At 67.2% G+C, this 13,386-nt stretch carries 11 protein-coding genes; 5 read left to right on the top strand and 6 right to left on the bottom strand.

The window, feature by feature from the left end:
* The first annotated feature begins 88 nt into the window (after positions 1 to 88).
* From AC5P09_RS44680 to AC5P09_RS44670, 3 genes are read left to right on the top strand one after another with little or no spacing between them, the layout of a single operon-like run.
* A complete protein-coding gene (locus AC5P09_RS44680; RefSeq protein ID WP_493879418.1) occupies positions 89 to 1,525 on the top strand; it encodes a tyrosine-protein kinase domain-containing protein in 1,437 nt (478 codons plus the stop codon).
* Between the two features lie 17 nt (positions 1,526 to 1,542).
* Positions 1,543 to 2,925 carry an O-antigen ligase family protein gene (locus tag AC5P09_RS44675; protein WP_493879417.1) on the top strand — a complete coding sequence of 461 codons (1,383 nt, stop codon included), beginning with the start codon at positions 1,543 to 1,545 and terminating at the stop codon, positions 2,923 to 2,925.
* Between the two features lie 40 nt (positions 2,926 to 2,965).
* Positions 2,966 to 3,778, top strand: a complete 813-nt coding sequence (locus AC5P09_RS44670; protein WP_493879416.1) for a 2OG-Fe(II) oxygenase — start codon at positions 2,966 to 2,968, stop codon at positions 3,776 to 3,778.
* A gap of 4 nt (positions 3,779 to 3,782) precedes the next feature.
* Here AC5P09_RS44670 and AC5P09_RS44665 read toward each other — a convergent pair whose 3' ends face one another.
* From AC5P09_RS44665 to AC5P09_RS44640, 6 genes are read right to left on the bottom strand one after another with little or no spacing between them, the layout of a single operon-like run.
* Positions 3,783 to 4,775: an NAD-dependent epimerase/dehydratase family protein gene (locus AC5P09_RS44665; protein ID WP_493879415.1), complete on the bottom strand. Its 993-nt coding sequence runs from the start codon at positions 4,773 to 4,775 to the stop codon at positions 3,783 to 3,785.
* Positions 4,772 to 5,824, bottom strand: a complete 1,053-nt coding sequence (locus AC5P09_RS44660; RefSeq protein WP_493879414.1) for a glycosyltransferase family 2 protein — start codon at positions 5,822 to 5,824, stop codon at positions 4,772 to 4,774. Before AC5P09_RS44660 ends, AC5P09_RS44665 begins: the two co-directional genes overlap by 4 nt.
* Positions 5,821 to 7,020 (bottom strand): glycosyltransferase family protein, encoded by a 1,200-nt coding sequence (locus AC5P09_RS44655; protein ID WP_493879413.1) that lies wholly within the window; start codon positions 7,018 to 7,020, stop codon positions 5,821 to 5,823. The genes AC5P09_RS44660 and AC5P09_RS44655 overlap by 4 nt, the downstream gene beginning before the upstream one ends.
* A complete protein-coding gene (locus AC5P09_RS44650) occupies positions 7,017 to 8,606 on the bottom strand; it encodes an oligosaccharide flippase family protein (RefSeq protein ID WP_493879412.1) in 1,590 nt (529 codons plus the stop codon). Before AC5P09_RS44650 ends, AC5P09_RS44655 begins: the two co-directional genes overlap by 4 nt.
* Positions 8,607 to 8,633: 27 nt before the next feature.
* Positions 8,634 to 9,668 carry an LCP family protein gene (locus AC5P09_RS44645; RefSeq protein ID WP_493879411.1) on the bottom strand — a complete coding sequence of 345 codons (1,035 nt, stop codon included), beginning with the start codon at positions 9,666 to 9,668 and terminating at the stop codon, positions 8,634 to 8,636.
* On the bottom strand, positions 9,668 to 10,888 hold the full coding sequence (locus AC5P09_RS44640; protein WP_493879410.1) for a DegT/DnrJ/EryC1/StrS family aminotransferase: 1,221 nt from the start codon (positions 10,886 to 10,888) through the stop codon (positions 9,668 to 9,670). Before AC5P09_RS44640 ends, AC5P09_RS44645 begins: the two co-directional genes overlap by 1 nt.
* 262 nt (positions 10,889 to 11,150) lie before the next feature.
* Here AC5P09_RS44640 and AC5P09_RS44635 point away from each other — a divergent pair, with 262 nt between their 5' ends.
* Both AC5P09_RS44635 and AC5P09_RS44630 read left to right on the top strand, forming a co-directional pair.
* Positions 11,151 to 11,897, top strand: a complete 747-nt coding sequence (locus tag AC5P09_RS44635) for a TetR/AcrR family transcriptional regulator (protein WP_493879409.1) — start codon at positions 11,151 to 11,153, stop codon at positions 11,895 to 11,897.
* Positions 11,898 to 12,333: 436 nt separating this feature from the next.
* Positions 12,334 to 13,314: a right-handed parallel beta-helix repeat-containing protein gene (locus AC5P09_RS44630; protein WP_493879408.1), complete on the top strand. Its 981-nt coding sequence runs from the start codon at positions 12,334 to 12,336 to the stop codon at positions 13,312 to 13,314.
* Positions 13,315 to 13,386 lie beyond the last annotated feature (72 nt).

Raw genomic sequence — 13,386 nt, 5'->3', positions numbered from 1 at the left:
GATACCGTACATTTACGTTGTAAACAGGAATATGCCTTGATGTCCGTCAGGAGTCAAGGCGGCAGTACGGGCAGTTGGAGGAGCTCGCATGGATCTCCGCGAATTCATCGATGTGCTGCGCCGACGCTGGCGGTTCGTCGTGGTGTGCGTCCTGCTGGGACTTGGCGCGGCGGTCGCTGTGACGGCCGTGACGCCGCGCACGTACACGGGGAAGGCGCAGCTCTTCGTCGCCACCAACGACAAGGACAGCTCCAACGCGTACGCGGGCGGTCTGTTCACGCAGCAGCGGGTGAAGTCCTACACGAAGATCGCGAACAGTCCCGCTGTGCTTCAGGGCGTCATAGCGAACCTGAATCTGAACATGACACCCGAGCAACTCGCGAAGAAGATCAGCGCACAGGCGCCCCTGGACACGACCCTGGTCGACATCCGGGTGCAGGAGCGATCCGCCGCACGCGCGCAGGCGATCGCCGACGAGACCGCAGTCCAGTTCACGAAGTACATCGACAACATCGAGAAGGCGTCCACGGACGCCCCACCGCTGGTGAAGGCCAGCGTTATCGGTGACCCCGGACCGCCGTCGTCACCCACAAGCCCCCGCCCGGCACTGAACCTGGCGATCGGGCTGCTCTGCGGTGTCGTCGTCGGCACCGCAGGCGCCGTACTGCGTCAGTCACTCGACGCCACAGTCCGCTCCGCGGGCGACGTCCGGCGCCGTCTTGGCATCACCACCCTGGGTGCTCTGCCGAAGCCCCCACGGCGTCACGCCCACTCGAGCCAGGTCGTCGGCACGACAAGGCGAGACGAGGCGCTGAGCCAGCTGACCACTCGTCTTCGCTTCTCCAGCGACGGGCGCATGCCGAGCTCGCTGCTGATCACCAGCGCCCTGCCCGCCGAGGGCAGGACCGAGACCGCCATCGACCTGGCGGCCAACGTCGCGCGGACCGGACGGCGTGTCGTCCTCGTCGAGGGGGATCTGCGCCGACCACGTCTGGCCAGGGCACTCGACCTTCCTGACACGCCCGGACTGACCGACGTGGTCACCGGTGAGGCAGAACTCGACGTCGCGCTCCAGAGCTGGGGAAACGGGCTGATGCGGGTGCTGCCAGGCGGCACTCCGCCACCGGACCCGAGCGCACTGCTCCCGTCCCCGTACATGACGCACCTGCTGCGCACCCTTGAGGCGGACGCGGATCTCGTGGTCGTGGACAGCCCTCCGCTGCTTCCCTATGCCGATGCGGCGATCCTCGCCTCGGAGGCGGAGGCCGTACTTCTCGTCGTCCGAACCAACAAGATGCGCTACGACCTGGTCCGCCGTGCGCTCGAAAGCCTGGACTCCGTCCACGCACGCGTCCTCGGCGCCGTTCTCACCGGCCTGCCCGCCGAGAGGTTCAACGGCCGCCATCCCGGCAGCGAGGTGACGAGGGCGGGCGACGCCCCGGTCCCCGGCCGCCGGCCGACGCCTCAGGGTGAACCGGCGCCCGTGTCGACCGGCGTCCACGCCCGGGCCGGCCACCGCGACTAGGCACAGGGAGGCTGCGCATGCCGCAGGAGCAGTCCACCTCGGTGCTGATCATCGGGATCCTGGCCCTGCTGGCCCTGATCCCCTGGGCGGTGGCCTTCCGCAGAGCCCACGCCTTCAGGGACTGGGACCTCACCGCGACCCTGGTCCTACTGGTCGGCGCGCTGGCCAACGCGCAGACCGCCGCACACGTGATCGGCTCGGGCCGGAAGGAGCGGCTGGATCCCCTCGGCCACACCGTGATCGGATTTCCCGAGTCGGTGCACAGGATCGGCGTGGTCTCCAACGGCCTGCTGTTGGTCGCGTGTGTGGCGTTCATCCTCTACCGGCTGCTGGTCGCCCGTGCCCGCCTCAACGGCGCACCGCTCATCGCCTTCGTGATCGTCCTGACCTTCTGTGCGTCCGACGGTCTTCACGGTCAGCCCTTGTGGACGCCGAGACAGCTCACCCTGCTGGCGGTCCTGCTCGCGGCGGCAGTCGGGCGTCCAGGACGCTCCGCGTTCCTCGGCGGCGCCGCGGTCGGCATGCTGTTCACCGTGATCGGCGGGGTCGAGGCGCTGATAGAACCGGCCAGCGTCATACGCCCGTGCCGCGCCGACAACGCGTGCAATGTTCTCGGAGTCCACTACGCGGGTGTCTTCACCAACGAGAACATCTTCGGCCTGCAGCTGCTCATGTGCGTCCCCTTCGTCTGGCTGGGTCTGCGCGGAAGAGTGCGGATCTTCCTGGCCTGCTACCTCGCCTTCCTGGCGGCTGCCACCGGGAGTGTGCTCGCCGGCACGGCAGCGGTCGGCACGGTGTTCCTGCTGGCTGTGCTGCGCCCGAGGCTCCGGGACGAGGAGGCCGGAGGGGCCGAACGCCGTGCACCCGGACGCAACCTCCTTGCCATGGCCGTCCTCCTCCCGACGGCCGTCATGGGCGTCGTCGTGCCGCTCCGCCATGAGTACTTCGGCGACCTGCGGCTGCGCGCCGCCATCTGGGACATGGCGAAGGAGGAGTGGGCCCACTCGCCACTTCTCGGGTACGGAGGCAAGGCATGGTCGGCCAAGTATCCGGAAGGGCAGATTCCCGCCGCCGTCTCACCCTCGCTGCACAATCAGTGGATCGACGTGCTGTACGCGGGCGGAGTGGTCGCAGTCGTCCTCTTCGTCGCGCTGCTGGCGTATCTCCTGTTCCGGGACGGCGCCAGAGGGGTGCCCGCCGCGGCCTGTGTCCTGCTCCCCGTCCTGCTGGGCTCGATCGTCGAACGTCCCTGGGCCTTCGACATCAGCAATTCGCTGACCTTCGCGCTCCTCGCCACCACGCTCATGCCGATCGGTGCCCGCCGCAGCGCCACGGCAAAGATGCCGGAGAGACACACGGCCGAGCCGGCCCCGGTGGCAGGCTCGCGACCGGAGACATAGATTCGCAAGGAGAGCTGAACACCTACGGTGAGGGTGAATCATGTTCGACTCCTACTACTTCTCGGATCAGCACCTGTCGGACCTCGCCGACCTGCATCGCGGCCGTTTCCGCACGGCCGAGCCGTTTCCCCACATCGTTCTTGACGACTTCCTGCCCGAATGGGTCCTGGACACGGTCCTGTCGGAGTTCCCCAAGCCCGGCGAGGTCCCCTGGAAGACATTCGAGCGAGCGACCTCGAAGAAGCTGGCGAGTGAAGGGGACGCGTTCTTCGGGGAGTTCACCCGACACCTGCTCACTCAGTTCAACTCGGCCACCTTCCTTGGCTTTCTCGAGCGGCTGACCGGAATCGACGGCCTCGTGCCGGACCCGTATTTCGAAGGCGGGGGCCTCCATCAGATCGAGCGAGGCGGGTTCCTCAAGGTGCACGCGGACTTCAACTGGCACGAGAAGCTGCGCCTGGACCGCCGGTTGAACGCCATCGTCTATCTGAACAAGGACTGGGAGGAGTCCTACGGTGGCGCCCTGGAGCTGTGGGACAGGAAGATGACGCACGCCGTGGCGGACGTCCTTCCCGTGTTCAACCGCTTTGTCGTCTTTGCGACGACGGACTTCTCCTACCACGGCCACCCGGACCCGTTGGCCTGCCCGCCCGACCGGACCCGGCGCTCGCTCGCGCTTTACTACTACACGAACGGCCGCCCGGCGGAGGAACGCAGTTCCCAGCACAGCACCGTCTACCGGGCACGGCCGGGGGAACGCCAGGGACGCGCCCGCAGGGCCGTGGAGCGCGTGACCCCACCCGTCCTGCTGGACGCCGCGCGAAACGTCCACCGACGGGCGCACTCTCGCTGAATGGTCAGAGCACTCCTTGATGCGACACATCAAGGGCACGTAGATGATTGCTGTAACGCGGCGAGAGGTAGTCGTCATATGCGCCGTTCATCATCGCGTCGCGGATCTCGCGTACGCCGTCGACGACACGGAAACTGTTCGTGAACGAGAGCGTCTGTCGGATGAGGGAGAAATCCACTCGGTAGTTCCGCAGGTCCTGCACGTCCCCGAGGATGTCGGTCACCGATCCGGGAACCTCGTGCCGAATCAGTTCGGCGAGATCCTTGATCAGGTAGTTCTCCTCGTTCGAGCCGCAGTTGTACACCACGGCCTGCGAACCCGGCCTTCGTCTGAGGCACTTGAGGATGGCCGAGGCGGCGTCACGAACGTGGATGAAGGGCCGCCACTGAGATCCTCCGTGGACCACGATGCGGCCCTGGGCGAGGGCGGTGGCCGTCATGATGTTCACGGCCAGGTCGAAGCGCATGCGGGGCGACAGTCCGTGCAGGGTCGCGAAGCGCAGAATGCAGGGCTCCGGTCCGCCCTCATGCGGCGAGAGGAGATAGTGCTCCGCCAGCACCTTGGTCTGCGCGTAGACCGACTGGGGGTTGAGGGGGGACCAGACGTCGACCTGTTCGCCCTCGGTACTTCCGTAGTTGCTGCAGGTGGACGCGAAGACGATCCGCCCCACACCGAATTTCCTGCATGCCTCCACGACTCGGATCGTGCCCAGGTAGTTCGTCCTCATCGCCAGGTCCTCATCGACCCCGCACGCGGGATCTCCGACGATCGCGGCGAGGTGGACCACTGCCTCGACATCCGCCAGAGCTGTCTGCCAGGACGCCGGATCCAGCACATCCCCGTGCACATACGTCACATGAGGCAGGGGGGTCCGCGTGTCCGCCACGTAGCCGCTGTCCAGTGACACGACCTCGAATCCGCTGCGGGACAACAAGTCGACGACGACAGACCCCAGATACCCTTGTCCTCCGGTGACGAGAACCCGTGTGAACCTCATTGCCTTGCCTTCCGAGCGTTCCTTGCGTGCGCAGGACGCGCGCGCTGTGATGTCGCCGTCTGACGAAGCCGTGCCGCAGCGGGCGGTGCCGACGGCGGGCCCAGCTCGTGATCGCGACGGAGCCACCGCAGGAACTCCCGGTGGACGGCGAGCGTGGCCCGCAGTTCCACGCGTTGTCCCCGCAGCGCCGCCCCGACCATCCGGGCCACCGGTTCCACGGACAGGCTCAGGGCCGTGAGCAGCCACGCCTGGTACTTCGGCCAGTGCCGGAACATGTAACGGGTACGGCTGCACAGCAGCAGGTAGTGCCGCCACGGTCCGAGTTGAACCGAGCTGACCTGGCCGACGTGATGGACCCGTGCTTCCTTGATGTAGTACGAGGGCCAGCTCAGCCTCCGCGCCCGCAAGGCGAAGTCAACCTCTTCCAGGTACAGGAAGTAGCCGTCGTCGAAGCCGTTCAGTTCGGTGAACAGGGGTCGGCGTACCAGGAAGAACGCGCCTATGACCTGATCGACAGGACCCGAGCGGGGCACCTCCTCCGGTCGCATGTGATGAGCCGGGAAGAGAGCGGGCGCCAGCCGGTCGAGCCCTGTCATCCTGCCGACGTAGATGCGCGGGTTGGGGAACCTGGAGCAGGAGACCTGCGGGCGTCCCTGCTCGTCCACCATGTGCGCCCCGAAGATCCCGAAGCCTTCCGCGCCGGGTGTCCGAAGAGCCTCACCAGTGATCCGCAGGGTGTCCGGACAGAGCTCGGTGTCCGGGTTCAGGAAGAGCAGGAACTCCGAGTCGCACAACGCCGCGCCCTGGTTGCATGCCCGGGCAAAACCGCGGTTCTCGGTGTTCCGTATCCACCTGAGCGGCAGGCCGGGAACCTGAAGGTCCCGGTCGGAGCCGTCCCTCGACGCGTTGTCGACGACCACCACCTTGCCGACATGGAGCACGGACTGGTCGGTTCGGGCAATGGAGCGCAGACAGTTTCCGAGGTGGTGGCCGGCGTTCCAGTTGACGATCACGACGTCGACGGTGAGGCGTCCGGGTGCGGTGCTCATGGGGACTCGGACCTCACTGCCGCCACGGCTTCCCGCTCGGGTCGCCCGAGCGATCCGTCCAGCAACCGTCGAAGCGGATCCAGGGTCCGGTTCCAGTCCAGTCGCCGTCCCTGTTCGTATGCCTCGTGGCTGACCGCGTTCCAACCGGCCTCGTCATTCAGCGAGTCGACGACGGTGGTGAAGTTCTCCTCGGTGTACGGCACCGATCCTCGGAGCAGGTCGAGGTGGCGCCGCCAGGCCGGGACCAGGACGGGAAGACCGTATGCCAGATAGTGCAGGTGCTTGGCCGAGAAACCCTCTTCCCGGATCGGGTCCCGCGTACAGGTGATCAATCCGAACTGATACTCGCGCAGCACCTCGGGAGACGCGTAGCCGCGGTAGCGGATGCCGAGGGACGGGTCCGGCGGCGGGCCGCCGTAGACATCGATGTGGGGGTACAGCCGACTGAGCCGTCCGAGCAGGGGGAGGTTGATGAACTGGCCGCTGAGGGACCCGACGTACGCCACGCGCGGCGGACTGGCGAACCGCACCCGGTCGGCTGCAGGCGTGCAACCCCAGTTGAGCTGAAGGAAGTTGTCCCCGCTGAGCCCGTAATGTGCCTGGGCGTACCGGCCGTAGGTCTCCCAGGAGAACGACAGGTGCTCCATTCCTTCCAGAAAGTCCTTTTCCCAGCGGCGGAACTTCCGGTGCTGCCGACCGGTGAGCCGGCCTTCGTAGAACACCTCGTCGGCCCAGGGATTGGGGCAGTCGTAGAGGGTCTCGGCCGATGTGCCCGTCGTGAGCACACCGGCGTCGAACGGGGTCTCGCAGATGACGAGGTCGAAGTCGTCCAGGGCCAGATCGGTGTTCAGGATGCGCCGACGCAGGTGGTGGTCCGTCAGCAGCACGTAGTACGAGAGGTGACGTCGTCCAAGGTGCCACCGCCGGGTGAGCACTTTGGACACGACGTCGTTCGCGTACAGTGCCAGCTTTGCGGGGCGCGGGGATCCCGGGAGCATCCGGCCGAGGGAACCAGCGGTGCTGGATGCCCGGGCCAGGCAGTTGGTGTCCACCAGTTGCACGTCGTGACCGTGTTCGCGCAGGAACCGTTCGATGGCCAGGGGCTTGACGCTGTTCGCGTACCCGTCGAGCTGAGCGACGATCAGGACACGCTTGCCTTGCCGAACCCCGGGCCTGTCCACGGTGGTTGGGGTCATGATGCCTCCTCCTTGACGGGCACTCGCTCCGACGTGTGCGGAGCGTGGGTGAGTTCGCGGGCCATGAGCGACCACGCGATACCGAGGCCGACCAGCACCGGGAGACCGGCCAGCAACAGCGGCAGCGCGCCGTGCCATCCGAGCCTCAGCATCAAGAGCTCTCCGAGACCGGCGGTGATCACGGCCGTCGCGGTCGCCGACAGCCATCGCCTCGGCAGGTGCCGGTCCCGCAGACCCGCCAGCCGCCGGCACAGAACGACGAGGTACAGGGAACCCGCGACGAGTCCGATCGAGGTCGCCATGACGACACCGACGACCCCGAACAGCAGGGTCAGTGGCACCGTGAGCGCCAGGTTCACCACCGTCGAGCACCAGGAGTACCGGGTCTCCAGCCCAGGTCGGCCGATCGACCGGACGAAGCAGGTACGCATCCCGGTGAACGCCACCTGCACGACGTAGCCGACCAGCAGAGCGGCGGCCACCGCTCCGCTGAGGGCGAGCTCGGGGCCCAGCCACACCAGGACCGCCGGCCCCACCGCCGTGGTCGTGACCGCCCCGTAGGTGAGGACCACGGGCAGCCAGCGGGACTGCAGGACGTGGAACTCCCGTATTGCTCCGGTGAGTCCGTGCGCCGCGTAGACGTGGGTCATTCGAGTGAGGATCGGGGGGAAGGCGTAGAGCGGCAGGCTGCGCAGGGCGGTGGCGGCCTGGTATCCGGCGGCGTAGATGCCCACATACCGCACCGGCAGCAGCGCGGCGACCACCAGGGCGTCGATCTCTCCGTTGAGGAAGACGGTGAAGCCCGACAACTGCATGCGGGAGGCGTAGCCGACGAAGTCACGTCGTTCGGTCGGCCGGGGCAGCAGCGGTCGCCGGATGCGGATGTGGCGTGCCCCCGCGCAGAAGCCCCCGACCGTCACCAGCAGGTACCTGATCGTGGTCAGCACCGCGAGCAGCACCAGGTCCTGCCCGTCCTTGACGAACATCGTCACGGCGACGCCGTAGGTCAGACACGATCCTGCGCTGACGGCCGCCAGGCTGCGGAAGCGGGTGTTCGCCTGGAGCAGCGCGATGGCGGAGTTGGAGATCAGGGCCAGGGTGAGGAGCGGGCCTAGAGCCAGCAGCAGGTGCTCGGCTTCCTCCGTCAGCGGTGGTGGAACGCTCAGTACGGATACCACCGTGGGGCCGATCAGCGCGGCGAGCCCGGTGACGAGCGCGCCCAGCGAGAGGAAGACCGCCACCGACCCGACGACCAGTCGACCCGTGCCCTCTCGGTTGCCGCGGGCTCCGTGGTAGGCGTAGAAGCGGGCCAGTGAGGCGCCGATTCCGCCGTCCAGCACGGTGAGGGTGGCCAGGAAGACCAGGACCAGCGACCAGACGCCGAACCGGTCCAGCCCCAGCCGGTGGATCAGGTACGGCGTCAGCGCCAGGTTGGTCAGCAGCGGCGCGATCTGCGCGAGCGCGCTGAAGCCCATGCCGGAGGCGAGGCTCCTGGCCGGGCCGGCGGACACAGTGGCGCACACGTCCGCCGGTTCGCCCTGCCCCGCCGGGTTCGACGTGGCCGACTGGTCCGGGAATCGCTTCATACGGTGACGGAGGCGCACGTGACGGCCTCACTTCACGATGCCGGGCAGGCGCCCGGTCTCGAACCCTTGGCACAGCTCTCGCAAGCCGGCCCGGTCGAGAATCAGGACGTACTGGCGGTCGATCATGTCCGACCGGACGATCGGCGCGGTGGTGAAATAGGCGTCCGCGGAGTCCAGGTGGCGCAGGCCGAACACGAGGTCGCGCAGGTCGCCGTTGGACAGCCGGTGGTCGACGCTCACGGTGCGGGTGATGGCGTCGAGCATCCGGTCGACCTTCAGCGGGTTGGTGACGCTCACGTCGCCGCGGATCTCGTCGACGAGGACCCGCAGGAACTGCTGCTGGCGTTTGATGCGGTCCAGTTCCCCGCCGGGCAGGCCGTGGCGCTGCCGGACGTAGGAGAGCGCCTCCTCGCCGTTCATGGTGTGGGTCCCCGCCTGGAAGCGCCGCCCCTGCTCGGGGTCGTAGGAGTTCTCGGACACGGCGATGGGCACCCCGCCGACCGCGTCGGTGAGTGCCCTGAAGCCGTGCCAGTCGATGACGGCGAAGTGGTCGACCCGGGCTCCTGTGAGCTGCTCGACCGTCTGGATGAGGAGCGGAGGGCCGCCCCAGGAGAACGCGGCGTTGATCTTCGCGTGTCCGTGTCCGGGGATGGGCACCCAGCTGTCGCGGGGTATTGACACCGTGTACGACGTGCGCTCGCCGGGGCCGAGATGAACCAGCATCAGGGTGTCGCTCCGTTGGGCGCCGACCTTCCACAGGTCGGCTGTGGCGTCGTCCCCGGTGGTGGGCTTCGCGGAGCGGCTGTCGACACCGGCGAGCAGAAACGTGGTGCCCTCGCCGGCCTCGGGCCGCGGGCCCTGCGGGAAGACGTGGGGTATCCGCTTGACCTGGTCGCCGTAGTGCTCAGTGGCCCACCATGTGCCGCCGACACCGAGTCCCAGCACACCGAGCGCCGCCACCACCACACATATCAGCAGGAACAGCAGCCCACGGTGCCGTCGGCGGCCTCTCCGGGGAGCCTGCCTCGGCGTCCACTGGTGCCACTGGCGGCGCGCGAACATCAGGGGCCCTCCGAGTACGGATGGACCATGACGCTGCGTGGCCGAGCCGGCCGGCTCACCTGCTTACGTGCTGCAGCGGCCCTTCGAGGCGTGAGTCGGGCCAGCTCTGCGCAGACCCGGTCGACGGCTTGCTCGGTGAGGAGCGGGTGCAGTGGCAGGGACAGCAGCTGGGGGAAGAGCGCGTCGGCTCCCGGAAGGCCGCCGAGCGGTGTGAGAGCGGTGCGCCGGAAGTACGGCATGTGATGCAGGGGGATGAAGTGGACGGAGGTACCGATGCCATGCCCTGCCAGCCTGTCGACCAGCTCGCCGCGGCCGGTCGCGTACTCCTCGAGCACCCGCACCACGTACAGGTGGCGGGCGTGCCGCCCCGGGGTGGGGACGTCAAGCGGCTCGATCCCGGGAACGGCCGCGAGCCTCGTCTCGTACTGTGCGGCCAGGACGTGCCGCCGTCGCTGCCAGTCGTCGAAGTGACGGAGCTGGGCTCGCCCGATGGCGGCCTGTACGTCCGTCATGTTGGCCTTCAGGCCTGCCTCCTCGACGGTGTACTGCCAGCGGCCACCCGGCAGCGTTCGTCGCCAGGCGTCGGCGGACATTCCGTGCAGCCTCGCGCGGCGGATCCGCACGGCGAGTTCCGCGTCGTCCGTGGTCACCATGCCGCCCTCACCGATGGGCAGGTTCTTGGTGGCGTAGAAGCTGAAGCAGGTCGCTCTCGACAGACTTCCCACGGACCTGTCGCCCACGGACGTACCCAGAGCGTGGGCGGCGTCCTCGACGACGTGCGTCAGGGGCAGCCCCGCGGCCTCCGCCAGCTCGGCCACCGGCGCCGGGGCCCCGGCGTAGTGCAGGACCATCATCGCCTGGGGTCCGCCACAGGCCGCGACAGCGCGGGCGACGGTGGCCGGAGTCGGTGTCGCCGTGCGTGGATCGACGTCGACCAGCACGGGCCGCAGTCCGGCGTGCAGGATCGCGTGTGCGGCGCCGCAGAAGGTCACGGCCGGGACCAGTACTGCCCCACCGGCCGGCAGCCGCAGGGCGCGCAGCGCCAGTTCGAGCGCCGCCGTGCACGAACTCACCGCGATGGCGTGCTCGGCCTCGACGTGAGCCGCGAACTCGCTCTCGAAGAGTTCCGTCTGATGACCGGTGGTCACCCAGCCCGAGGCAAGCACGTCCTGTGCTGCCCTCCGGGCCTCCGGGCTGATCCAGGTCACGGCGAAGGGCACGTCCGGCGCACCCGTGGGCTCCGCTGTGCGGGCATCGGTGGGAGGCGCACCGTTCAGGGCGGGCCGGGCACGATCGGCGGATTCTTGCCGGGGCCGGAGACGGTGGACTGTCATTTGTCGCTCCCGGTGTGGCTCGCGCGGCGGGATGGCACCGCCGTGCACAAGACGTATATTTACGACGTATACGTACACTCTCCACCTGCGGGTGTATAGAGTCAACACAAACGGGACATGGCGCAGGTCGACCAGTTGGAGGCGGGGCATGGCCAAGGAGCAGGCGAAAGCGCGCGGGAAAGGCGCCGGAGCCAGTCCGGCACGCCGCGCCAGCGACCGCGGCCGTTACGGACGGCTGAGCCGCGAACGCGTGCTGGCCAGCGCCCTGGAGCTGGTGGACCGGGAGGGCCTGTCCGCGCTGAGCATGCGGAGGCTGGGCGCCGAGCTCGGCGTGGAGGCGATGGCGCTCTACCGGTACGCGGAGGGCAAGGACGCCCTTCTGGACGGCCTGGTGGAGGCGCTGTACCTCGAGCTGGAGGAACGGCTGGCCGCCGAGCCGGGCACGAGCGCGGAGAAGACTGCTTGGCGCAGCGAACTCCATCGCATCGCCACGGCGACGTACGACGTCTGCCTCTCCCATCCCCAGGCGGTCCCGCTGCTCACCACGCGCATGCTGGCGGTCCCACTGGCCCAGCGCCCCCTCGCCGTCCTGAAGGACCACGAGAGGGTGCTCACCCTGCTCAGTGAGGCCGGTCTGGACGAGACCCGTGTCACGGCCGCGTTCCGCGCCTACACCGCGTGGCTTCTCGGCTACGTGTCCGCGGAGCTGCGGCCCATGGTGGACAACCCCGAGGAGCCGGACCCCGGCTTCCGTCTCGGACTGCACCGCATGCCGCCCCACGAGTTGCCCCGGCTCCGGGAAACCGCCCCCGCACTCGCCGCACGGGGCGGGCCAAAGGGCCTGGCGGCCGGGCTGGACGCACTGCTCGACCGCTTCACCGAAGCGGCTAAGTGACGGGCGCCGGACCTCACCGGCTCCGCTCGGTTGCCGGTGCTCATAATGTTTGATCACTCTCGTCGGTAACTGCCGTACAGACAGGCGGCCTTCGGCCGAGTAATTGGCCAGCGGAAAGACCTTGAAGCCGCCATCTCTGCGACATGCTCGCAGTCCCCGAAGAGACAGCACCGATAAAGATCAATTCAGGGAAAGCACCTGGGACACCCGGACTGGCGCTCTAGAAGACGTGAGGTAGAGTGCGCCACTCGAGCAGCGCCGACCGTTATGATTGTTCCAGAGGCATGGAGTTCTTGGTTTGTTCGGAGCACAGAGATCACCGGTGGAGATACTCTCCAGTTCCAGCCCCATCTCCCGAAGGTCCATGTTGGCGATAGTGTCAATCCCCCTTCTGGCCGCAGGACTACGCCCTTCCCGCGACAGCGGCAAAGTTCTCGTGGCGGACTACCCCACGCCCCAGTTGGCAGCCAATGCCGCCGCCGGCAAGCGCCTTGTCTTCCCGGCGGGCAAGACGTACACGGTCACTTCGCTGTCGATTCCGGCGAACTGCTACGTCGAGGGCAACGGTGCCACCCTTCGGTTCCCGGACAACTCCACCAAGTCGACCACTCACAGCGATGAGATCCTGACGGTGCGTGGATCGGGCGTCACGATCGACAACCTCAAGTTCGACGGGCGTGCCGCGAATCAGGGAGCCACCTGGTCCCAGTTCCGCCACTGCGTGCGGATCCAGGGCAACGTCAGCAATGTGATCGTCAAGAACTGCGAGTTCAGGAACATCATCGCCGACGGCGTCTATGTGAACATCGGGAGTTCCGGCAAGAACTGCACCATCGGGCCGAACAACAAGTTCACCTCCGACTACTTCAATCGGAACGGTGTTTCCGTTATCGCCGGAACGCACATCGAGGTGCACAACAACACCTTTACCAAGTGCTCCCGTTCCGGAATGCCCGGTCCCATCGACCTTGAGCCGAACTCCTCCACAGACACCCTTTCCGACGTATTCGTTCACCACAACACGATCGTCGGCGGCTCCACGACCGGTACGGGCACGTTGCCTGGCATCGTTTACGGCGGCTTCCAGAACGCGGCAGCCAACAACATCAATATCCACGACAACGACATCAGCGGAACCAGGTTCACGGACGGCATCCTGATCATCGGCATCAATGGCGGTCCGTTCAACGCCGCGAGGAACGTGAACGTCTTCAGCAACAACATCCACGACATCGGAAGCACGAACAGGTTCGGCGTCGGCATCAACTACTACATCGGCGCGAATGTGTATGACAACACGTTCAGCGGCATGCAGTGGGCTATTTACAACTACAAGGGTGCTCTGGGCACTTCGACCGGTAACACATTCATCGGAGTGGCGACAGGCATCACCAATGACGATCCGCACCTTGCCTAGTGTCTCGTGACCCTGATTGTGTTACTTCGAGTTGTTATTGACGAGTTTCTTCACGCTGGTCTGGACGAGTCG

The sequence above is a fragment of the Streptomyces sp. a15 genome, from assembly GCF_059026085.1.
This window is presented reverse-complemented; position numbering and strand designations above follow the sequence as displayed.

What these genes read in the sequence shown, in the direction of transcription:
- AC5P09_RS44645 (WP_493879411.1), bottom strand. Translation starts at nt 9,668, where the DNA reads ATGTTCGCGCGCCGCCAGTGGCACCAGTGGACGCCGAGGCAGGCTCCC.
- AC5P09_RS44680 (WP_493879418.1), top strand. Translation starts at nt 89, where the DNA reads ATGGATCTCCGCGAATTCATCGATGTGCTGCGCCGACGCTGGCGGTTC.
- AC5P09_RS44670 (WP_493879416.1), top strand. Translation starts at nt 2,966, where the DNA reads ATGTTCGACTCCTACTACTTCTCGGATCAGCACCTGTCGGACCTCGCC.
- AC5P09_RS44650 (WP_493879412.1), bottom strand. Translation starts at nt 8,606, where the DNA reads ATGAAGCGATTCCCGGACCAGTCGGCCACGTCGAACCCGGCGGGGCAG.
- AC5P09_RS44655 (WP_493879413.1), bottom strand. Translation starts at nt 7,020, where the DNA reads ATGACCCCAACCACCGTGGACAGGCCCGGGGTTCGGCAAGGCAAGCGT.
- AC5P09_RS44660 (WP_493879414.1), bottom strand. Translation starts at nt 5,824, where the DNA reads ATGAGCACCGCACCCGGACGCCTCACCGTCGACGTCGTGATCGTCAAC.
- AC5P09_RS44675 (WP_493879417.1), top strand. Translation starts at nt 1,543, where the DNA reads ATGCCGCAGGAGCAGTCCACCTCGGTGCTGATCATCGGGATCCTGGCC.
- AC5P09_RS44665 (WP_493879415.1), bottom strand. Translation starts at nt 4,775, where the DNA reads ATGAGGTTCACACGGGTTCTCGTCACCGGAGGACAAGGGTATCTGGGG.
- AC5P09_RS44635 (WP_493879409.1), top strand. Translation starts at nt 11,151, where the DNA reads ATGGCCAAGGAGCAGGCGAAAGCGCGCGGGAAAGGCGCCGGAGCCAGT.